The 22173-nt window shown below is 68.6% G+C and carries 16 protein-coding genes; 6 read left to right on the forward strand and 10 right to left on the reverse strand.

The window, feature by feature from the left end; all coding sequences use genetic code 11:
* Positions 1 to 79: 79 nt before the first annotated feature.
* The 8 genes from HD557_RS19985 to HD557_RS20020 all read right to left on the reverse strand — a co-directional run bounded on the left by HD557_RS19985 (position 80) and on the right by HD557_RS20020 (position 12911).
* Positions 80 to 1975, reverse strand: a complete 1896-nt coding sequence (locus HD557_RS19985) for a helix-turn-helix domain-containing protein (protein WP_196875163.1) — start codon at positions 1973 to 1975, stop codon at positions 80 to 82.
* A 99-nt stretch (positions 1976 to 2074) separates the two neighbouring features.
* On the reverse strand, positions 2075 to 4042 hold the full coding sequence (locus tag HD557_RS19990; RefSeq protein ID WP_196875164.1) for a thioredoxin domain-containing protein: 1968 nt from the start codon (positions 4040 to 4042) through the stop codon (positions 2075 to 2077).
* Positions 4043 to 4155: 113 nt separating this feature from the next.
* A complete protein-coding gene (locus HD557_RS19995) occupies positions 4156 to 4668 on the reverse strand; it encodes a hypothetical protein (RefSeq protein WP_231380375.1) in 513 nt (170 codons plus the stop codon).
* 385 nt (positions 4669 to 5053) lie between these two features.
* On the reverse strand, positions 5054 to 7375 hold the full coding sequence (locus HD557_RS20000; protein WP_196875166.1) for a hydantoinase B/oxoprolinase family protein: 2322 nt from the start codon (positions 7373 to 7375) through the stop codon (positions 5054 to 5056).
* Between the two features lie 10 nt (positions 7376 to 7385).
* Positions 7386 to 9491: a hydantoinase/oxoprolinase family protein gene (locus HD557_RS20005; protein ID WP_196875167.1), complete on the reverse strand. Its 2106-nt coding sequence runs from the start codon at positions 9489 to 9491 to the stop codon at positions 7386 to 7388.
* A 159-nt stretch (positions 9492 to 9650) separates the two neighbouring features.
* Positions 9651 to 10385 (reverse strand): TetR/AcrR family transcriptional regulator, encoded by a 735-nt coding sequence (locus HD557_RS20010; RefSeq protein ID WP_196875168.1) that lies wholly within the window; start codon positions 10383 to 10385, stop codon positions 9651 to 9653.
* A gap of 47 nt (positions 10386 to 10432) precedes the next feature.
* Positions 10433 to 11569 (reverse strand): acetyl-CoA C-acyltransferase, encoded by a 1137-nt coding sequence (locus HD557_RS20015; protein ID WP_196875169.1) that lies wholly within the window; start codon positions 11567 to 11569, stop codon positions 10433 to 10435.
* Positions 11562 to 12911 carry an MFS transporter gene (locus HD557_RS20020; RefSeq protein WP_196875170.1) on the reverse strand — a complete coding sequence of 450 codons (1350 nt, stop codon included), beginning with the start codon at positions 12909 to 12911 and terminating at the stop codon, positions 11562 to 11564. The genes HD557_RS20015 and HD557_RS20020 overlap by 8 nt, the downstream gene beginning before the upstream one ends.
* Before the next feature lie 166 nt (positions 12912 to 13077).
* Here HD557_RS20020 and HD557_RS20025 point away from each other — a divergent pair, with 166 nt between their 5' ends.
* From HD557_RS20025 to HD557_RS20040, 4 genes are read left to right on the forward strand one after another with little or no spacing between them, the layout of a single operon-like run.
* On the forward strand, positions 13078 to 13833 hold the full coding sequence (locus HD557_RS20025; RefSeq protein WP_196875171.1) for a maleate cis-trans isomerase family protein: 756 nt from the start codon (positions 13078 to 13080) through the stop codon (positions 13831 to 13833).
* A 31-nt stretch (positions 13834 to 13864) separates the two neighbouring features.
* Entirely contained in the window at positions 13865 to 14551 is a 687-nt protein-coding gene (locus HD557_RS20030; protein ID WP_196875172.1) for a VOC family protein, read from the forward strand.
* Positions 14548 to 14796: a hypothetical protein gene (locus HD557_RS20035; protein ID WP_008359075.1), complete on the forward strand. Its 249-nt coding sequence runs from the start codon at positions 14548 to 14550 to the stop codon at positions 14794 to 14796. Before HD557_RS20030 ends, HD557_RS20035 begins: the two co-directional genes overlap by 4 nt.
* The gene (locus tag HD557_RS20040) at positions 14793 to 16043 is read left to right on the forward strand and encodes an alpha/beta hydrolase (RefSeq protein WP_196875173.1); all 1251 of its coding nucleotides are present in this window, start codon (positions 14793 to 14795) and stop codon (positions 16041 to 16043) included. Before HD557_RS20035 ends, HD557_RS20040 begins: the two co-directional genes overlap by 4 nt.
* Positions 16044 to 16111: 68 nt before the next feature.
* Here the strand turns inward: HD557_RS20040 and HD557_RS20045 are convergent, their stop codons facing one another.
* Positions 16112 to 17656: an FAD-dependent monooxygenase gene (locus HD557_RS20045; protein WP_196875174.1), complete on the reverse strand. Its 1545-nt coding sequence runs from the start codon at positions 17654 to 17656 to the stop codon at positions 16112 to 16114.
* 104 nt (positions 17657 to 17760) lie between these two features.
* Here HD557_RS20045 and HD557_RS20050 point away from each other — a divergent pair, with 104 nt between their 5' ends.
* A complete protein-coding gene (locus tag HD557_RS20050) occupies positions 17761 to 19482 on the forward strand; it encodes a (2,3-dihydroxybenzoyl)adenylate synthase (RefSeq protein WP_231380377.1) in 1722 nt (573 codons plus the stop codon).
* Positions 19479 to 20219 (forward strand): SDR family oxidoreductase, encoded by a 741-nt coding sequence (locus HD557_RS20055; RefSeq protein ID WP_196875175.1) that lies wholly within the window; start codon positions 19479 to 19481, stop codon positions 20217 to 20219. The genes HD557_RS20050 and HD557_RS20055 overlap by 4 nt, the downstream gene beginning before the upstream one ends.
* Positions 20220 to 20336: 117 nt before the next feature.
* Here the strand turns inward: HD557_RS20055 and HD557_RS20060 are convergent, their stop codons facing one another.
* Positions 20337 to 22097: a glycoside hydrolase family 35 protein gene (locus tag HD557_RS20060; protein ID WP_196875176.1), complete on the reverse strand. Its 1761-nt coding sequence runs from the start codon at positions 22095 to 22097 to the stop codon at positions 20337 to 20339.
* Between the last annotated feature and the right edge of the window lie 76 nt (positions 22098 to 22173).

Consider the following 22173-nt stretch of genomic DNA (forward strand, 5'->3'; position numbering starts at 1 on the left):
CAGTCGCTTCGCTCCCTCGCTCCAGTCAGTCCAGACGAGGGCGCGTCGCGCTGGGCTGAGCCGTCGACGTTCCTGAAACCTAGGCGACCAGCTGATGGAGCCGGAGCGCCAGCTGCACCTCGAGCTGGCGCTCCGGCGCCTGCCAGCCCTTGCCCAACAGACGGGTGACCCGCTCCAGGCGCTGGGTGACGGTGTTGACGTGGACGTGCAGCGCCGCGGCGGTGCGGGTGAGGTTGCGGTCGGCGGCGAAGTAGGCCCGCAGGGTCTCCACCAGCTTCGACCCCTTCGCGGTGTCGTAGTCGATCACCGGACCCAGCCGCGAGGTGACGTACGCCGCCGGGTGGCCGTCGGAGCCGAGCAGCAGCCCCACGAACCCCAGGTCGTCGGCGGTGACCACCTCGCCCTCGCGGCCCAGGGTCATCGCCGCCGCCAGGCATCGGCGAGCCTCGTCATAGCCCTTCACCACCGCGTCGGGGCTGCTCAGCGGCCCCGGCACCGGCCCGGCCGCGCCGACCGTCACCGGCGCGCCGGCCGAGAGCCGCAGCCCCTCGACGACCAGCTCGCCCGCGGCACGGGCGTCGCAGTCGGGGAAGATCAGCACGACCTGCCCCTGCCGCACCGCCGCGAACCCGTCGTGGGTGGCCGCGACGAAGGTCGCCGCCTGGCCGACCCTCGCGCGGTCGCCAGGGACGTTCGCGACCACCACGGCGTAGGGCCTGGACAGGTCCGCCTGCAGCAGGCGCCCGCGCTCGCGCAGCGTCTCCGGGTCCGGGGTGGTGCCCGAGAGGAGCTCGTCGAGGAGCTCGCCCCGCACCCGACCCTCGGCCTCGGCCACGCTGCGGCGGAAGAGCAGCAGCAGCGCCGTCACCAGCGCGGCGCGCTCCAGGATCCGCTGGTCGCCGTCGTCCAGATCACCGTCGTCGCGGTCGACCTCGCGCGGACCGAGGAGCATCGAGCCGAGCTGCTCCGCGCCGGCGAGCACCGGGGTGGCGTAGACGTCGCCGCTGCCCGCGGTGCGGCTCAGGTCGAGGCTCCGCCTGGTCACGGCCGCCTCGTAGTCGGAGACCGGCTGGTCCGGGGCGCTGCTCGCGATCGTCTCGCCGTCGAGGTCGAGCACGACGACCCGGGCGCCGAGGACCTCGGCGACGCTGCGTACGACGTCGTCGACGCCACCACCCTCGACGACGATCCGGGTGAGCCGGTCGTGGGCGTCGGCGGCGCGCTCGACCACCTCGTTGCGCGCCTGCAGCTGACGGGTGGTCACCTCGAGCTCGGCGACCGCGGCGCGGGTCTCCTCCAGCAGCCGGGCCTTGTCGACGGCGATCGCGGCGTGGGCCGCCAGCGAGACGAGCAGCGCGCTCGCCTCGGCGCCGAAGGGACGTACGGTGCGGTTGGCGGCGAAGAGCACGCCGATGACCTGGCTGCCGAGCAGGAGAGGCACGCCGATGATCGCGCGGATGCCCTCGCCGCTGACCGCGGCGTCGATATCGGGGGCGTGCCGGAACCGCTCGTCGGGGATGTAGTCGGCGGTCGAGTAGGGCTTCATGGTCTGCGCGACGAGGCCGCCGAGACCGATGCCGAAGGGGATCCGCGTCGAGCGGAAGGCCGCGGTCAGGATCCCCTCGGTCACCCGCATGTACTCACCGCGACGCTCGTCGTTGAGGGTCAGGTAGGCGACATCGCTGTTCAGCAGCTGCTTCGCCCGGGTCACGATCGCCTGCAGCACCGCCTCCAGATTGGTCAGCATTGCCAGGTCGTTGGCCGACTCGAACAGTGCGCCCAGCTCGCCCTCACGCCTGCGGCGTGCCTCGAGGGTGGCTCTGACCTGGAGCGCGAGGCGCTTGGCGTGGTCGATCCGCTCCTGCTCCTCGACCGTCGCCCCCGCCGCTCGCGCGGCCCGCGACGGTCCCTCGAACTCGGCCTCCGTGGCATCCCCGGCCAGCAGCTCCAGGAACGCAATCACATCGACCGTCATGTGACCGAAGTTACACTTCTACGCCGTCGCCAACATAGGGGATCACCACATAGTTCGCCCCGATCAGGTATGGGTCTCCGCCAGTTCCCTTCGACAAGCTCAGGACATCGCTTCCACCGTGGTGACCGGGCGCTCGCAGACGAAACCCCGGCAGACGTACGCCGCGGCCTTCCCGTCCACGGGAGTCCGGCTGCTCAGCAGCGGGATGTCCTCGCGGGCCTCGTCGGCGACGACCACCACCGCGCCCGGCTTGCGCCGGGCGGCCGCCTCGAGAGCGTCGCGGTCGGGCCCCGGCGGACCGACGACCGCGATCTCCAGCGGACCGTCGGCCATCGCGGCCGCCGCGGCCAGCGACCAGCCGGCGAACCGGGGCGCCTTGGTCATCAGCGTGCTCGTCGCGCCGAGCGCCTCCTCGGCGGCGGTGCGGTAGCGCCCCTCCCCGGTGAGCGCGTGAGCGGTGACGAGCGCATGGACCATGGCACTGGTGCCGCCGGGGCTGGCGTTGTCGGAGGCGTCCCGGGGCCGGGTGACCAGCGCCTCCGCGTCGTCGGCGGTGTCGTAGAAGCCGCCGTCCTCGGCGCGGAAGTGGGTCAGCGCGGTGTCGAGCAGGCTCGTCGCCCGGTCGAGCCAGGTGGCGTCGCCGGTGGCCTGGGTCAGGCTCAGGAACCCCGACGCGACGCAGCCGTAGTCCTCCAGCACGCCTGCGTGCGCGCCGGCCACGCCGTCGCGGCTGACGCGGAGGAGGCGAGCATCCTGGACGTGCACCCGCCACAGCAGCTCCGCCGCCGCAACGGCAGCGTCGATATACCGCGGCTCGCCCAGCAGCAGCCCGGCGTCGACCAGCCCGCTGATCGCGAGCCCGTTCCAGGCGGCGACGACCTTGTCGTCGCGCGCCGGGCGCACTCGCTCCTCGCGCGCGGCCAGGAGTCGCGCCTTGACCGACTCGAGCCGCTCGGTGTCGTCGGGCCGGTGACGCAGCTGCAGGGTCGAAGCCCCCTCCTCGAAGGTGGCGGCCTCGGTCACCTCGAAGACCTCCGCCGCCCAGGCACCGTCCTCGGCACCGAGGACCTCGACGAGCTCGGCCGGGGTCCAGACGTAGAACTTGCCCTCGACCCCCTCGCTGTCGGCGTCGAGCGCCGAGGCGAACCCACCCTCGGCGGTGCCGAGCTCGCGGATCATCCAGTCGGCGCTCTCCCGCGCGACCCGATCGCCGAGCTCGGTGCCGAGCCGGGCGTAGAGCCCGATCAGCTGGGCGTTGTCGTAGAGCATCTTCTCGAAGTGGGGCACGACCCAGCCGCGGTCGACGGCGTAGCGCGCGAACCCTCCCCCGACCTGGTCGTAGATCCCGCCACCGGCCATCGCGGCGACGGTACGCGAGAGCATGTGCGAGACCCGCGAGTCGGCGCCGAGCGCCCCGGCCGCCCGCCGCAGGAACTCCAGCACCATCGACGGCGGGAACTTCGGCGCGCCCCCGAACCCGCCCGCCATCGGATCGAACTCCCCCGCCAGCGTCTCGACCACGGCATCGACGTCCACCTGCCAGTCGCCCACGGACCCGGCCGCCCCGGAGATGTTGGCCAGATGCTGACGTACGTTGTCCGCGACCGCCCCGATCTCCGAGCGCCGCTGCGTCCACGCCTCCGAGAGCGCCTGCAGCACCTGCGTGAACGCCGGCTGCCCATGCCGCGGCATGTCCGGGAAGTAGGTGCCCGCGAAGAACGGGTTGCCGTCGTGGTCGAGCACCACCGTCATCGGCCACCCACCCGACCCGGTCATCGCCGTCGTCGCCGCCATGTAGACCGCATCCACATCCGGCCGCTCCTCCCGGTCTACCTTGATGTTGACGAAGTGCTCGTTCATGTACGCCGCCGTCGTCTCGTCCTCGAACGACTCGTGCGCCATCACGTGGCACCAGTGGCAGGCGGCGTAGCCGACCGAGAGCAGAATCGGCACGTCTCGGCGCCTCGCGTCTTCGAACGCATTGGGTCCCCACTCCCACCAGTCGACCGGGTTCTGAGCGTGCTGCAGCAGGTACGGAGAGGTCGCGGAGGCGAGTCTGTTGGACACTCCCCCAGCCTTGCACGCACTGACACCAGGCTGCAGCCCGCCGCTCAACGTCGAGTCGGCCTTTTGCGGCGCGTCTAAGCACGAGGCTGGTGAGAACCGATCGGTGTCTCGGATTACGCGGACCCGGTTTCGGTCCGTCCGGGAAACGCGGGTTCAGCGTCTGGGTCGTCCGGGTCGTACCCTCCGGTGAGGCCGGAACGGGCCGCGTTGATGTCGCTGGATGCATCAGCCCACTGAAGCTGATAGTCGTCGGTGTTCACAGTGCAGTACCAATCGGTGATGCAGTCGTTCCACTCTTGCGCCGTGGAGGCGTACACGGCGAGTGCGCCGGAGGCCAGGTTGTAGATGGTTTGGCAGCCATCGGCCAGGTCGTACACCTGGACCGTTCCGCGCACGACGGCCGCATCGCCTGCCGCCTCTCGAAGTTCAGCGTTCGTCACACCGACGTCGAGCTGGCTGTCTATCGCATAGACGGCGTCTACGAAGTCGCCGATCTCCTTCTGGCATGTCCTCCAGGCATCCTGCTTGGCCTTCACCTCGGCGGCCGCCGCAGCTTCTTGCCTGTAGTCGATGATCGCCTCGACACCACGCCAGATCCCAACACCGGCTGCGCCGATGACGAACACAGAGACAACCACGAGGATGAGGACCAACCTGCCTCGATGCTTCCCGGGAACAGGAGGTGGCCCGGGGGGGGCGGCATCGAAGGGCCCGGAGGATAGGTCATAGCGGCGATACTCGTGACCGTGGAATCGCCTTGTCGGCGATCCGAACATCGGATACCTGGGATCGGGGACGCGTAGCCGCGTCGGCGATCCACTCCAGGTACGCCGCCCACGCCGCGCACCCGAAGGCGGGTGACGGCGATGGCCCCGCGCGCAAGGGGTGGCGCCAGCCGGACCTCGCGACTCGTGCCTTTGCCGCTAGGCCTCCAGATCTGCCGGTGTCGTCTGCCCACGAACGGCGTCGCAACCCCGACCGCGCACGGCCAGGGTTGCGACGCAGCGACACCTACTGCGTGGCCACGAGACTGCCCCTGACTCCAAGGCGGGAGACATCTCCGGTCGTATCGATGTGGTCGGCCGGGACGATCGACGACGTGATCGCAGTCCAGCAACCAGGGCAGCAGAGCTGGCGGAAGACGATCGCGCCGTCCACGTAGTGCGCCGGATCTGAGGTGACCTGCGGGCCCGCGTCGGTTGACGGTCCGTCATAGATCGCCAGGCCGAGCGACACGTCGCGAGTGACGTCGGCCAGGCCATGGCCGCAATGCGCGCAGCCAACCGTGTCGCCGTCGATGACGAGGTTGTCGTCGATGCGACGCGCTCGCGTCGTGTCGAGCGTGCCGCGGTCCCGGGGTTCTGTCCGCGACCGCTTCCGTCGCTCGTCGCGCAGTTCCACTCGCCGGGTGATGGTCGCCTCTTGATCGATCACGCCGTCGGCGAGAACGACGCCGTAGACGGTGGCAGCAGCGGTGGAGCTGACCTTGTCCTCGATGACGTCGTGGAGGACTGCGTGTGGGTCGCGCAGCAGTGGATCGCCGTACCCGCCGCCGCCCTGCCAGTTCATGTAGAGGATTTCGCCGGGCGCGAGGTATGACTGGGCATAGCAGTTCCCGATCTCCATCTCGCCGCCGAACTCCTCCAGAGACTGGGGGATGCGGCCGACGGCGAGGGCCCGCCCGACGTCGGCTCGACGGACGATGGCGTCCAGCCCGGTGTTGCCTGGATAGCCGCCCGCGAGGCCGTTGTTCTGCGAGACGGCCTTGCCTGCCGAGGCGAGTACAAGACCGGCCGGCTGCGAGGATCCGTGCAGGGTGACAGCCAGCGATGCGCTCACTCCCCCGCGCTGGCGGCCCGGGCCGCCGGAGTCAGGTTCCTCGCGGCGCCACAGGGTGAGCAGTGGGTAGAGGAACTCGGTCATCTCGACGTCGGGGATGCGGCCCATCGGGATGCAGAACAGCCCGCCGGTGTCCATACCGTCCACCTCGGGACGGGCACCGAAGCCACCGGCCATCGGCTCCATCATCACGTTGAGGAAGGGCGTCGGTACCTCACCGCGCTCGTCGAGACCCGCGACGACTGCCGTGTCCCAGGTACCGCAGCAGGCTGCCTGGACGCTCTTGCCGAGATCGGCGGAGCGGTCGAGCATCTGGGACAGGCACTGGGCGACCAGGGTGCCGGTCAGCCACGCCGGCCCGATCGGTCCACGGCTGACTGCGGCCGGGTAAGTCGCATTGTTGATCGTGCCCTCCTCCGACACCAGATCGAAGCAGCGCATCAGGCCGCCGGCCGACCACGGGATGTCGTTGGCGAGGATCGGGAGAAGGGCGAGCATCACGCCGCCACGCATGCCGGCGTAGGTGCAGTTGATCATGCCTGCTTGCGGGTCGGTTCCGGTGAAGTCGAAGGTCAGGTGGTCATCGCGCTTCGTCATCGCCACGGTGATCTTGTGGACACCGCGGTCGCCCTCGTGGGACTGGTCCTGGTAGCCAGTGGCCTCCCATGTGCCGTCGGGCAGGTCGCTGAGCTTGGTACGCAGCCGACCCTCGGCGTCGGCCATCATCCGCTTCATCACGGCCTTGACGGTGTCGGCGCCGTACTGGGAGATGACCTCCTCGAGCCGCTTGCGGCCGACTGTGTTGGAGCCGACCTTGGCGCGCAGGTCGAGGTTGACCAGCATCGGCACCCGCGAGCGGCGGATCCACACGTCGACGACGTCGTCCTGGAGATCGAAGTCCTTGACCACCTTGACCGGCGGGGTCGGGAGCGCCTCGGAGAAGACGTCCTGGGCGGCCGGGCTGAACGAGCCAAGTCCCACGCCGCCGAGGTCCGGTTCGTGGCAGATCGCGCTGGTCCAGGCGAAGAGCTTGCCCTCGTGGAAGACCGGCTGGAAGACGATCACGTCGTTCTGGTGCAGCCCGCCGCCGACCCACGGGTCGTTGCAGAGGAACATGTCGCCCTCGCGGATGCCGGGGTTGTGGGACCGGTTGCGCAGGGTCCAGTAGATCGCGAGGTCGACGGCTCCGGCGAGCATCGTGTTGTAGAGGCCGACCTGTACCTCTTGGCCGAGCTCGTCGCAGATGGCGAAGTCGAAGTCGTTGGCGTCGGTGACGATCGGGGAGCCAGACATGCGCTTGAGCGCCTCGCCCATCTCTTCGGTGACCGACCAGAGCCGGTGGCGTACGACCTCGTAGGTCAGCGGGTCGAGATCGTCGATCTGCTCCTGCGTGACTGTGTGGACCTCGAGGGTCTCGGGCAGTCCGGCCGAGATCTCGTCGAGGTTCGTGGGACGGCTGGAGAAGTGCTCCGAGCCTGGAATCTGCATCGGCATGTCAGTTCCTCTAGTTCCTGGTGGTGATGGTCAGGTTGCCGAGGTGGTCGACGGTGCCGGTCATCTCCGGCGGTACGACGACGGTGGTCGTGGGGACCTCGATGATCGCCGGGCCGACGATCTGGTGGCCGGCGCGCAGCTTGCGGTAGTCGTAGACCGGGGTGTCGGCGTACCCCAGGCGGGGGTCGAGGCAGACCTTCCGGGTCGCGTGGAGCGCGACGGACGGATCGGGGTCGGCGGCCGGTTCCACCTTCGGCAGGGCGGGTGAGAACGGCAGTACGCCGGTGCCGCGAACACGGAACGTGATCGCCTGGACGCCGGCGGCGCTGAAGCCGGTGCCCTCACCGAAGAGCTCGGCATAACGCTGCTCGAAGTCGCCCATCACCTGGGCCATCGCCGCGCTGTCGAGCGTTCCGGATGGGACCTCGACGGCCACCTCCGCGAGCTGCGCTGTGTAGCGCAGATCGAGGGAACGTACGAGCTCGATACGCTCGAAGTCGAGGCCCTGCCGCTCCAGTGCAGCCTGGACCTGTTCCTCCAGCGTGGCAAAGTTCTCCAGCGCTCTGGCCGGGTCGAGCGGCATCTGGCCCGGGTCCGAGAGCTCGGAGGCGAGCACGATGTCGGAGGAGGCGAGGCCGTAGGCCGAGAAGGCAGAGGCAACCGGGCCGAGCGGGACGATGCACTCCTTGACGCCGACCTCGGCGGCGTAGAAGCCGCAGTAGGCGGGGCCGGCCCCGCCGAATGCGTAGAGGACGAAGTCGCGAGGGTCGTGGCCGGTCTCGACCACGGTCTTGCGAAGCAGGTCGCCGGTCTGTGCGTTCTGGATCGCGTAGATCGCAGCGGCGGCGTCCTCGACACTGAGGCCGAGGGGCTCGGCGATCTGTACACGGATGGCTTCACGCGCCGCCTCGAGGTTGAGCGCCTTACGTCCACCCAGCAGACCCGTCTCCGGGAGGATCCCGAGCACGAGGTTTGCGTCGGTGTTGGTCGGTTCGGTGCCTCCGGCGTCGTAGCACGCAGGTCCGGGCACCGACTGCGCGCTGCGCGGTCCGACCTGCAGGTTGCCGCCTTTGTCGAGCCACGCGATCGCGCCACCGCCGGAGCCGATGGCGTGGACCTCGAGGGTCGGCACGTTGATCGGGTGGTGGTTGATGATGGTGCTGCTGGCCCGGACCGGTTCACCCTCGACGACCAGGCCGACGAGGAACGTCGTGCCACCGACGTCGGTGGAGATGATGTTGCTGTGTCCCAGCTGCTCGCCGAGCGAGACGGCGCCGACCACCCCGCCGGTGAGGACAGAGCCCACCGTGCTGATGGCCGTGGCGGGTGCTTCGGCGGCGGCGATGGCGCCACCGTTGCTCTGCATGACAAGGAGCGGACCAACCAGGCCGTGCTCGCGTAGCCGGCCCTCGAGAGAGCCGAGGTAGTCGCGCAGGCCGGGGCCGATCTGGGCGCTCATCACCGTGGTGGAGCTGCGGGCGAACTCGCGGATTCGCGGGCTCACCTCGGAGGAGAGGGAGACGAACATGTCCGGGTCGATCTCGTGGACGATCTCGCGGATCCGCTGCTCGTGGGCCGGGTTCTTGAATGACCACAGCAGGGACACGGCGATCGCCTTGACGCCTGCGTCAAGAAGCTTGCGGACCGAGATACGCACCGACTCCTCGTCCAGCGGAACGACGACCGCGCCGTCACGGTCGATGCGCTCGGTGACCTCCAGTGCGTGGCGCTTGGGCAGCAGGCCGTGGTCCTTGCTCTGGCCCAAGACGTTCTGGAGCTGGTCGGGTGACCCGCCGAGGTAGCGGCCCTCGACGTTCATGATGAAGATCGAGTCGCGGTGCCCCGCCGTCGTCAGGAAGCCGACAGGCGGCACATTGCCCATGACCAGGGCGTTCAGTGACGACGTCGTGCCGTGTGCGATGTGGTGGGTGTCGGCCAGCATCCGCTCCACCGGCATGCCGAGCTGCTCGGCCAGCACTCCCAGCACGTCCATCACGCCTTGGGAGTAGTCCGGCGGTGTCGACGGCGCCTTCGCCGCGACGATGTTCCCTGCGTCGTCGTCGAGCACGGCGTCCGTGAAGGTTCCGCCGACGTCGACACCGATGACGTAAGCCATGAGCATCCTCGTTTCGTTGTGTCCGTTGTCACAGACGCTAGAACGATTCGACAGTAACGTCAATACGTTGACGAAGACGTAAATACGATGATCTTCCGAGACACACCTCAGGCCCCCGCGCTCGCGCGGAGGCCTGAGGGAGGGACGAGTCGCGGCCGGTCAGCCGTCGAGCAGATCCTCCAGGCGATCGAGGTCGCGGCGGATCAGTCGCAGGACGTCTCGCGGCTCGGCGCGAGCGGGGGCGCTGCCGTCAGGGTTGATCAGCGAGGCCACGGCCATGTCGGCCAACTGATCGCAGATCCGGTCAAGGTCATTGCGCTCGTCGGGCTGATACCACCAGGCGACCCAGTTGTTCATGCCCAGCAGCCCGAGCGCCGCCACGCGCGGGTCTACGGGCCGGAACAGACCCTGCGCGACGCCATCCTCGATGACACCGGCCATGGCCTTGAGTACGGCACGGCGACCAGTCGTGTGCGTGGCGGCGACACCTTCGGGCAGGTCGGCCTCAGAGCGAATCAGGAGCTGGAACCGCGCCGCGCTCTCAGCCTGACGCCGCACGCTCATGGCGACGATCTCGTGCACCTTGCGAGTGGCATCGATGTCATCGCGAGCAGCGATCGCCTGGATGCCGGTAGCGGAGTCCTGGGTGATCTCGGCGACCAGCTTGGCGAGGAGCTCGTCCTTGCTGCTCACGTAGTGGTACAGCGCCGGCCGGGTCAGGCCGACAGCGTCGGCGATGTCCTGGAAGCTCGTCCCGGCGAACCCACGTTCCGCGAACAGGCGGGTGGCATGATCGTAGATCTCCTGCTCGACCAGGCTGCGGCGTACGCCGGTGCGGGCCGAGTCGGCGTCCTTGCCGGCTTTGGTCTTCGGGAGGGGTTTGCTGGCGCTCATGACGTTGATGTTATCGATTTGACGCTCATGTCAAGGGTAGGGCGGTGTCACAGCTCAAAGAGGCCGGCAGCGCCCATGCCGCCGCCGACGCACATGCTGACGACGACGTACCGCGCTCCACGGCGACGCCCTTCAAGGAGGGCATGGCCGACCATGCGGGCGCCGCTCATGCCGTACGGGTGTCCGATGGCGATGGCTCCGCCGTTGACGTTGTATCTGTCGGGGTCGATGCCCAGCCGGTCTCGACAGTAGACCGCCTGGGAGGCGAAGGCCTCGTTGAGCTCCCACAGATCGACGTCATCGATGGTCAGCCCGTGTTGGCGCAGCAGTCGCGGGATCGCGAAGATCGGTCCGATCCCCATTTCGTCCGGCTCGCATCCTGCCACCGCCATCCCGCGGTAGATCCCTAGCGGGTCGATGCCGCGCCGGGCGGCCTCGCCGGCCTCCATGAGGACGACGGCGGCGGCCCCGTCGGACAGTTGCGAGGCATTCCCAGCGGTGATCGTCGCCTGGCGCTCGGGACGGTTCGGGAGCACCGGTGGCAGTCCGCGAAGACCCTCGATCGTCGTCGACGGACGGTTGCCCTCGTCTGCCTCGAGACGGAACGGCACGATCTCGTCGGCGAACAGGCCACTCGCCTGTGCCTGGGCCGTACGTCGCTGGGATTCCAGCGCGTACCGGTCCTGGACGTCCCGCGTGATGCCATGGCGTTCCGCGACGGTCTCGGCCGTCTCCAGCATGCTCACATAGATGTCGTGCCCTCGTTCGGCGAGCCAGGAGTCCTGCGCGCGGTAGGTGTTGCGATGGTCGTTCTGGACCAAGGAGATCGACTCGACCCCGCCGCCGACCGTCACCTGCATACCGTCCACGACGATCTGCTTGGCTGCGGTTGCGATCGCCATCAGGCCTGACGCGCACTGACGATCGAGGCTCATGCCCGGAACACTGGTGGGTAGCCCCGCCCGAAGAGCGGCCTGCCGTGCGACGTTGTAGCTGGACGTCCCTTCCTGCATGGCGCAGCCCAGGACGACGTCCTCCACTTCGCCAGTCTCGATCGGCATCCGGCCGAGAGCGCCAGCGATGGCGTGCGCTGCCATTTCCGGTGCGGAGACCTCACTCAACGCGCCTCGGTACGCCTTCCCGATCGGCGTCCGGGCGGTACTGACGACGACAGCTTCACGCATGGCTGCCGGCTTCCGTCGTCGCCTGGTTGCGCTTGGCGCCGGGGATGGCGAGTACGACCAAGCAGCCGAAGAGCGCCGGCATGGCGTAGGCGTAGAACTGGCCGGAGACCGGTAGCCCGGTGGCCAGCAGATAGCCACCGTAGGTGGGACCGAGAACCCCGCCCAGGCGCCCGACACCGAGAGACAGACCCAGGGCCGTCGCCCGGCTGGCGGTCGGGTAGGAGGTCCCGACATAGGTGTTGATCAGGATCTGGGTGCCTGTGGTGCCGACGCCCGCAATGGCTACGAGGAGATAGACGACAGCGGTCGGCGGGCGCAGCGCGAGCAGCGACAGTGACACTGCCGCAGCCAAGAACGCCGCGGCGACGATCGGCTTCGAGCCGAGTCGATCGGCTAACGGCGAGGCAGCCAAGGTCCCGAGGACTGCGCCGAGGTTGAGCACCAGGAGGAAGGACAGCGCCGAGCCGAGGCCGTAGCCAGCCTTGACCATCAAGGCGGGCAGCCATGCATTGGCGCCGAACAGCACCAGCAAGCACAGGAATGTCCCCACCCAGAAGAGCAGTGTGGTCACCAGCAGATCCCTGCCGAAGATCGTGCGAAGCTGTGTCCCTCGTGCGATCGGGACCTCTGCGACGTCGCTGTCGAGCGGTCCATGGACGCTCTCGTGGTCGATCTCGAGGCCATGGCGCTCGATGACCTCGCGAATCTCCTCCTCGCGCCCCCGTGCACGCAGGTACTCGACCGACTCGGGAAGGAATCGGAGCAAGAGCGGCAGCACGATGATCAGCGGGGCGAGGCCGACGGCGAACATGGCCCGGAAGCCGTAAGCGGGGACGATGGCGATGGCGAGCAGGCCGGCGACGGCGCCGCCGATCCCTACGCCGGCGAAGGCGATGGCCGTGTTGAGGCTCCGCCGGCGCATCGGCGAATACTCGACGATGAGCGCGACCGCGGTCGGCATGAGCCCGCCGGCACCCAGGCCCACGACGAACCGAAAGAACCCGAACTGGCCCGGGCTCGTCGCGACGGCGCACAGGCCCATCGCCACAGAGAAGACAGTCACGCTCAAGACCATGGTCCAGCGGCGCCCGATCCGGTCCGTCAGGGCCCCCGACCCCAGGGCACCCAACAGCATGCCGAAGACCGCGAGCGATCCCAGGAAGCCGGCTTGTTCCGGGGTGAGGTCCCAGGCCCGGTAGCTCAAGAGGCTCGGCACCACGGTGCCGTACATGATCAGGTCGTAGCCCTCGAGGGTCAGTGCGGCGAAGCTCAGTGCGAGGACGGGTCGCGGGGTTCGCCGGACATGGATCCCGGCTCCGGTCGTGGTCGTGGGTGTCTGCATGTCGAACTCCTTTGTCGACGCCGACCGTAGATCCGTGTGACGCGTTCGTCAATAGTTCGACATCTTCGTAAATTCGGGAGGCGAGCACTCCGCGTCGTAGTGATTGACGATCGCGTTGACTTTTCGTCGCGTGCGTTGAATCATGAAATGAGACGAAAGGACCCTCATGAACCACGTACGAATCGGCTTGGTCGTCCCAAGCTCCAACGTGACCGTCGAGACGGAGATGCCGGCCATCCTCAACCGCCACCCGCAGGCGAGCTTCTCGTTCCACTCCAGCCGCATGCGGATGGCGAAGGTCTCCCCCGAGCAGCTCGCCGCGATGAACGCGCAGCGCGAGCGTTGCATTCTCGAGCTGGGTGACGCTTCGCCCGACGTCATCCTCTATGCCTGCCTGGTCGCCCTGATGTCTGTCGGCCCAGGTGAACACCAGCGGGTCGAGGGTCTCGTGGCCGAGCAACTTGCGACCGGCGGTGCCGAGGCACGCGTCCGCTCGAGCGCGGGGGCCTTGGTCGAAGGACTCCAGGCACTGTCAGCGCGACGCATCGCACTGGTCACGCCGTACATGAGGCCTCTTGCCGAGAAGGTCGTCGCCTACCTCGAGGCCGAGGGTTTCGAGGTCGCAGACTGGCGGGCGCTCGAGGTCGAGGACAACCGCGAGGTCGGTTGCATCCCGGGCGACCGGGTCATGGAGGCCGCGCGAAACCTCGATCTGACCGGCGTCGACGCACTCGTCATCTCCGCATGCGTCCAGATGCCATCGCTTCCGCTGGTCGAGGCGGCCGAGCAAGAGCTGGCTGTGCCGGTGCTGTCCGCCGCAACGGCTGGCGCCTACAGCATCCTGCGTGCCGCCGGGCTGCCGGTGGACATCCCTGGAGCCGGCTCCCTGCTGCGGACAGACAGCCTGCAGCCCGTCACCTGAAGACCATCCGACCCCAAGGAAACGGAACCCGATGAGCTCACTCTCCGACCAGCACCTGGTCCGCGGCGTCGACCACGCCGCCTTCCCCACCTTCGACCCCGCCGGCACGGTGCGCTTCTACCGAGACACTCTGGGCTTCCCGGTCGTGCACTCGATCTGCGCCGCCGGCTGGGGCCCGGACGACCACCCGGACTTCATCCACTTCTTCTTCGACATCGGCAACGACGATCGGATCGCCTTCTTCTACTACTTCGGCCTGCCGGCGCCGCAGGTGTCGAAGGGCGACGTGTACGCCCAGTTCGGGGATGAGACACCGGAGTGGTTCGTCCGTTCGCGCCACCTGGCGATCCATGTCGACAGCCAGGATCACCTGCTGGAGTACCGCCGCCGGCTCGACGCGAGCCAGTGGCCCGTCGAGATGCAGATCCAGCACGAGACGATCGAGTCGATCTACACCCACGACCCGAACGGCTACATGGTCGAGATCACCCGTGCACTGCGCCCGGTCACCCCCCAGGAGGACCTGGACGCCAACCTCACCATCGACGCCCTCGTCGATATCGTCCAGCGCCCTGGCGCCGGCATGGACGAGCTGCTCGTGCGCAAGGCCGAGCTGATCGTCGAACGAGCCGAGGCCTGGCAGGAGCACCAGAAGGCCCTCGTCGAGGACACCCGGTCCGATCAGGTCGCCGGGCCGGAAGGGCCGGTGGCGCGATGACGCACCGTCTCTTCATGCTCGACGTCCCCGAGAACACCGCAATCGCCGCCGTGGCCAGGGACGTTCCAGGGGTCGAGGTCGACAAGCTCGGACCGTACTTCGTCATCGCATCCGAGGACCCGGTCACCATCGATCGCCGGGCGACGGGCGCCCGTCATGCGGTCTGGTACAGCTGCGTCGGAGGCCTCGACGGTTGCCGCATCGCCCAGTGGGACAAGGACGCGCTCCGGCTGGAGCGGCGATGACCGGCACCAGGTCTGACCGGGCGGGCACCGCCACCCGGCTCGGCGCCGGCCGTTACGTCGATGCGATCGACGCCCCCAACGGCGTGGTCACCTCGATCCACGAGCTCGTCACGGCCGATGATGCCAAGGTCACGGGCGTGCTGCGGATGCCCGTGGGCGCGCAGACCGTCGTGACGATCATGCACCCGCGCCAGGATGTCACCCACCACTCGCTCGTGCCGTACCTCCTTCGCTCGGGCTACGCGGTATGGACCCAAGGGTCGAGGTCGCCCAACAACGACCTCGCTCTCATCCACGAGCAGGCGATCCTCGACTTCGCAGCAGGGCATGCCTTTCTGCGGTCGCGGGGTCTCGGCGTGGTGTCCCTGGGCCACTCGGGTGGCGGCACCCTCGCCGCCTTCTACTGCCAACAGGCCCGCCTCGACCCCGCGCGGCGGCTCGCCACGGCGCCCTCGGGACGCCCGGTCGCGCTGCGCAGTGCCGACATGCCGCTGCCTGATGGTGTCGTCTTCCTGGCGCCGCATCCGGGCCAGGGCGCGTTGCTCCGGCGAGTGATCGACCCGTCCGTCGTGGACGAGGCCGACCCGTTGTCGGTCGATCCGGAGCTCGACCCGTTCGACGCTCGCAACGGCTACCGGGCGGCCCCGGAGCCGACCAGGTACGCCGCCGAGTTCGTCGAGCGCTACCGGGAGGCGCAGCAGCAGCGGCTGCACCGGATCGATGAGGTCGCGCGTGCGCACGTCGCCGCGGCCGTGGCCGCGAACAGCGCCTTCAAGGAGGGCGGCGATCCCGCCGACCGTCGGCGTGCGCTCGCGCCGCGGCTCATCACTGTCCACCGGACGGACGCTGACCTGCGGAACATCGACCTCACCCTCGACCCCAACGAGCGGCCGTATGGCTCGCTGTTCGGGCGACGCCCGGACCTGACCAACTACGGCCTCGTCGGCTTCGGCCGGCTGAGCACGGCCGAGGCCTGGCTCTCGACATGGTCGGCCAACACCACCAACGCCGACTTCGTCCGCTGTGCCCCGGGAGTCACCGTCCCCACCCTCCTGCTGGAGTTCACCGGGGACCAGGCGTCCTTCCCGGCCGACATCACGGCCATGAGCGATTCCCTGGCGGCGAGCGACCTGACCGTCGATGCCGTGCCGGGCACCCACTTCGGTGGGCCGATCCGCTCCGGCGCACCGACCGGCACCTCGCTGGCGGCGACGCGTATCGAGAACTGGCTCCGCCAACGGTTCTGACCCGCCACCAGAGCGAAGGGCCCGATCTCCGAGAAGGAGATCGGGCCCTCGTGCTCGTACCCGGACGATCAGAACGTCGTATGAACGACCAGATCGATGCGGCCGCTGGCCAGCGCGGCGACGGCGTTCTCGGTCCAGCGCTCATCGACCCGCGCCGCCACAACCGAGCCCGTCTCCCGGCGTAGCCGTTCGCCCAGGTCGAACATCGTGAGGGTCGAGCCAAGGTCGTCCTCAGCACGAAGGAGAACGCGGCCAGCGGGCTGGCCGATACCGGTAGCCAGCTGCTTCACCAGCGCGTCGCCTTCCGGGCCCCAGGGGTCGCGTACATCGACAACGACCTCGTCATGGACGCCCAGCTCCTCGACCGAGACCAAGCGCGACGGCCATGCCTTGCCGTCACGAGCAAGGGGTCGAGACAGAATCCACGGCGTCCGAGCGTCGTCGGGCACGTCAGAGACCGCGCAGCCGGCGTACTGACTCAGCCCGCGGCGTACGACATCGTCGGCGAGGACGGCGAAGCGGTCGACGCTCACCTTCCCGGCGCGTGTCATGTAAGCGATCAGCAACTGGTCGACAGGAAGATCAAGCCGGTCAGGGAAGGTGTCCCACCAGCGCATGCTGCGCCGGGCGGTGTCTTGGAGGTGTTCGACCGCGGGCCGGCGTTCCGTCTCGTAGCGGTCGAGAGCCGTCGGCAGGTCCGGCGCCGCGGCGAGGGCCGCATCGAGAGCGATCCCGTCCTCCATGGCGAGCTTCGTCCCGGAGCCGATCGAGTAGTGCGCCGTGTGTGCAGCGTCCCCCAGCAGCACCACATTGCGCTGATGCCACCGCGCGCACCGGACGGTGCGGAACTGAAGCCAGCGGGTGCGGTTGCCGATCAGGGAATGGCCCTCAAGCTCGTCCTTGAACGCGGCACTGAGGTAGGCCAGCGACTCCTCATCGGTCTGGTCGAACCGGGTGCGAGCTGTCGTCAGGTCGAAACCGGCTCGGCGCCAGGTCTCCTCGTCGGTCTCGACGAGGAACGTGCTGCGGTCCGGTGCGTAGGGATATCCGTGCGCAACGAAGGTGCCATGCTCCGTCTCGACAGGCACGAATAGGGCGCTCGGGAGAGCGAAGTCGGTCCCGCACCACAGGTAGAGGGACTCATGAGTATCGACGGTTGCGCCGAAGGCGTCGGCTGCCTCTTCCCGGGTCGCACTACTGACGCCATCGGCTGCGATCACCAACTCGACGTCAAGCTCCGCCGCCGAGACACGCTCGCCGTAGTGCAACCGGACGCCGGCCTCCTCCGCGTACTGACGCAGGACGTCCAGCAGGGTGGAGCGACCGATGGCGATGAGGTTGTCGACGGGTAGCAGCGAGCGCTGCCCGCGGACCTCCATCGCCATCTCGTGTTGAAACGACCGCTCGACGATCGCGGCCAGGCTCGCCGGGTCCGCGGCCTCGAGGTTGCGCTGAGTCCGGGTGGCGAGCCCGACCCCGAAGCCGAACGTTTGGTGTGGCGGACTCTGCTCGTACAGATCCACGGCGCATTCGGGATGGCGCAGCTTGACGAGACGGGCGACGTACAGACCGCCCGGACCTCCGCCCAGGACGGCGACGGAACGCAGTTCCACGGTGATGCCTTTCGGCCGACGACAAGTGTCTCCACGGTAGTCTCGTTCTACACCTACGTCAAGAAGTTGACACTCACGTCGAATCAGCCTTACGGTACAGACTGATGACGACGGTCACAGGGCCGTCGCGGCGAGATGCCGAGGGGCAGAGGATGGGCAGCATCGACTGGTCGGGACGCGTGGTCCCGTTCCCGCAGGAGCTCGTGTCGACGTACCGCGCGGAAGGCCTCTGGGGGACACTCCCCATCGCGGCTGAGTTTCGCGCCGTCGCCGAGAAGTACGCCGCGCGCGACGCGGTCATCACCGCAGAGGGCCGGCTCTCCTATGCTGAGCTCGACGAGCGAGCCGACCGCGTGGCCGCTGGACTTGTCGAACTCGGTCTCGAACCCGGGGATCGCGTCCTGTTCCAGGTCACCAACCGACTCCTGACGGTCGTCGCCTGGTACGCCGTCCTCAAGGCCGGTCTCATCCCAGTCTGCACGCTGGCCGTACACCGCGCCCACGAGATCGGACCCATCGCGGAGCGCACCGGCGCCGTCGCGCACCTGGTCGAGTCGGGGACCCGAGGCTTCGACCTCGTCGCATTCGCCGAGGAGCAGCAGGCCGAACGTCCCCAGCTGCGCCATCTCCTCACGATCGCGGCCGGCCCCGACCAGGCAGGAACTCGGATCGAGGATCTCGGCCAGCACGTGGATGCCGCCAGCGCCCGCACGATCGTTGACTCCATTCAGGCGGGAATCGATCCTGACGAAGTCGCGGTCTTCCAACTGTCGGGAGGAACGACCGGTGTCCCGAAGGTCATCCCCCGCCTGCACGCCGAGTACTGGTACAACGCACGTGCCTACGCCGCTGCTTGGAATTGGGACGAAACCACGCGAAACGGTCACCTGATCCCGCTGATCCACAACGCCGGGATCGTCTGCGGCCTGCACGGTCCCCACAGTGTCGGGGGCGCGCTCATCCTCGCCAGCCCCGATCTCTCCGAGGCTCTTCCACTCCTCGCGGCTTCCCGGGTCACCGACGTACTCCTCGGCCACGGTCATTACAACGCCATCCGCTCCCCCGAGTTCGACGAGCTCGCACCGACCCTCCGGACGGTGGTGCTCTCAGGCGCAAAGGTGCCCCTTCCGATCTTCGAGCGTCTCGAGGGACTCGACATCTGGAGCGGCCAACTGTTCGGGATGGGCGAGGGGTTCTTCGCGGTCACTCCGCTCGACGCACCTCGCGAGGCCCGCCTGACGACGGTCGGCTCTGGACTGTCTCCAGCGGACTCATTCGTGGTCCTGGCCCCGGGATCCGAGGATGAGGTTGCCGACGGAGAGGTGGGAGAGCTCTGCTGCGCTGGGCCCTACACGCTGCGCGGATACTTCGACGCCGCTGAGCACAATCTCGGCGCGTTCACCTCGACCGGGCTCTATCGGACGGGAGATCTGGTCGCCGTGCAGACCTACGGGACCTCACGATTCCTCTCGGTCGAGGGACGACTCAAAGACGTCATCAACCGCGGCGGCGAGAAGATCAACGCCGAGGAGGTCGAGGTCCTACTGCTGCGCCACCCCGACATCATCGGCGCTGCCGTCGTAGCCATGCCCGACGAGCGGCTCGGGGAGCGCTCGTGTGCCTTTCTCGTCGGACGCGGAGAGCCGCTCTCCATGACCGACATCCAACGTCACCTCGACGGCCTCGGCGTGGCCAAGTTCAAATGGCCCGAGCGGCTCGAGTGGATCGAGGAGATGCCCAAGACAGCGGTGGGCAAGATCGACAAGAAGCATCTGCACGCTCAGATCGCGGCTCGGGTCGATGACGAGCGGCGCTCGCTCGCATGAGCGCCCCCGCCGCACTCGTGACCGGTGGCTCGGCAGGCATCGGACTCGCGACCGCTGCCATGCTCGTCGACAAGGGCTGGTCGGTGACCTTGGTAGGCCGTGACCGCGACAAACTGCTGAGCGCCGCTGCCGAACTCGGCACCGACCGGGTACATGTCGTTGCCGCCAACTTGGCGAGCGACGTTGCCAAGGATGTGATCGCCGAACACGTACGCCGTCACGCTCGGTTGGACCTCCTGGTCAACAACGCCGGTGCTGGCCTCATCGGCCCGATCCAGCAGAAGACCTCCAAGGAGCTTGACCTGGAGCTCACGCTGAACCTCCGCAGCGCCGTGAGGCTCATCCAGGAAGCCCTACCTCAGCTGAACGAGGCCGCCAGGAGCAACGGCGCGAGCTGGATCATCAACGTCAGCTCGATGACGGCGACCGAGACGCCCCCTTACGCGTCCGTCTACTCCGCCACCAAGGCAGCCCTGGTTGCCCTCTCGAGCTCCCTCCACGCCGAGCTCAGCCCCGACGGCATCCACGTCACCGCACTGACACCCGGACTCGTCGACACCCCAGGCACCAGCTGGGCACCCGAACAAACGCGTGATCGCATGATCCCAGCCGAAGACGTTGCGGGGGCTGTTCGCTTCCTGCTGGGCCAGACGCCCCGCTGCTTCGTGCCGGTCCTACCACTCGTGGCTGCAGGGGCGGGAATGCACGAAATGGTGAACTGGCGCGCACTGGGTTGATTCGCAATCGCCACGCCGCACCGAATCGGCGACACGGTCCTGGCCGCGTCTGTCGCATTCGACGGGATTGCCTTTGTGCTGCTGGAGCTAAGGGATCGTCGCTGTGCCAAGTCGGACTCAGTCTTCGAGCGGCCCCAGGGAGGGCCCGGCGACGAAACGGGCTGTCGGATCGGCGAGCACGTCGAGCTCCAGGACGACCAGTTCGTTGCCGTCGGGCCGCAGCACCGGGCCCGGCACGAAGAGGGTCTGCTGCGGCCCGCGACGCCAGTAGCGGCCCAGGCAGAAGCCGTTGATCCAGGCGATGCCCTTGCCCCAGGCGGCGGTGTCGAGGAAGAGGTCGACGTCGGGCTCGGCCGAGAAGGTTGCGCGCCACGCGGTGGGCCCGACCCCGGCGCCCTGGCCGGAGGATGGGACGGTCTGCCACAGGCGCGGCACCCGGTCGAGGTCGATGGCCAGGACCTCCCAGTCGGTGAGTGGCATCCCGTCGAACAGGGCCGGCCCGACCAGGCCCTTGTGCTCACCGATACGGGCGCCGTAGTTGACCCGGCCCTGGTCCTCGACGACCAGCTCCAGCCGACCGCGGCCGCGCGGGAGCGCGATCGCCCGCTCGGCGTGCTCCCGCTCGAGGACGCCGACCGGGGCGCCGTCGAGGAAGACGGCGGCACGGTCACGTACCTCGCCGAGGGTGAGGACGCCCGGGCCGCCGCCGTCGCCCGACAGCTCGGTCCGGTAGACGGCCAGACGAGTGTCGGAATCCAGCTCGTCCAGCATCGGGAGCGACTCCCACGTGCTCCAGGAGCCCCAAACCTCCGGGTTGTCGAGCAGCCGGACCGGCTCGCCCAACGCCACCGTCTGCTCGGGGGCGGGGCCAGTCGCGACCGGGACCTCGGCCGGCACCGGGGCGTAGCGGGCGATGACGTCGCGGAACGCGAAGTACTTCGCGGTCGGGTTCCCGGCCTCGTCCAGCGGAGCGTCGTAGTCGTACGAGGTCACCGTCGGCCGGTAGATCCCCTTGTCATTGGCCCCGCTGGTCAGGCCGAAGTTCGTGCCGCCGTGGAACATGTAGACGTTGACGGAGGCGCCGGCCGCGAGCAGGGCGTCGAGCTCATCGGCGGCCTGCTCGACGGGGGTGGTGTGGTGCCGGCCTCCCCAGTGGTCGAACCAGCCGTCCCAGAACTCCATGCACATCAGCGGCCCGGTCGGCTGGTGGTCGCGGAGGGTGCGCAGGCGGTTCGCGCTGTCCGACCCGAAGGAGCTGGTACGCAGCACCCCGTCGAGTCCACCGGCGGCGAGCATGGCATCGACGGGCTGGTCCACGGTGACCAGTGGCACGTCGATGCCGGCGCCGCGGATCATGTCCGCGACGGCCTGCAGGTAGTCCCGGTCGTCGCCGTACGCGCCGTACTCGTTCTCCACCTGGACCAGCAGCACGGGTCCGCCCAGGTCGACCTGGTGCGGTCGCACGAGCGCCAGGACCTGGTGGAGGTACTTCTCGACCTCGTCGAGGAAGCGCGGCTCGTGGCGGCGGATGCCGACGCCCGGCTCCCGGAACAGCCAGGGCGGCAGCCCGCCGTTGTCCCACTCCGCACAGATGAACGGCCCAGGACGCACGATCGCGTGCAGGCCGGCCTCCCCCACCAGGCGCAGGAACCGCGGCAGGTCGAGGATGCCGTCGGTGTCGAAGACACCCGGGCGGGGGCTGTGCGCGTTCCACGGCACGTACGTCTCGATGGTGTTGAGGCCCATGAGCCTGGCCTTCTCGATCCGGTCCGCCCACTGGTCGGGGTGGACCCGGAAGTAGTGCAGCGCGCCGGAGAGGATCCGGAACGGCTCACCGTCGAGAAGGAAGTCGGTCTCGCCGATCGTGAACTCGGGCATGCCTGCCTCTCGCAAGGGACCGACAGCCGCCGCTCTGCGACGTGCGGCGGCTGTCGGTCCTCGTCAGTCGTGGTCG

It is taken from the genome of Nocardioides luteus, from assembly GCF_015752315.1.
In the GTDB taxonomy this organism is placed as follows: Bacteria; Actinomycetota; Actinomycetes; order Propionibacteriales; family Nocardioidaceae; genus Nocardioides.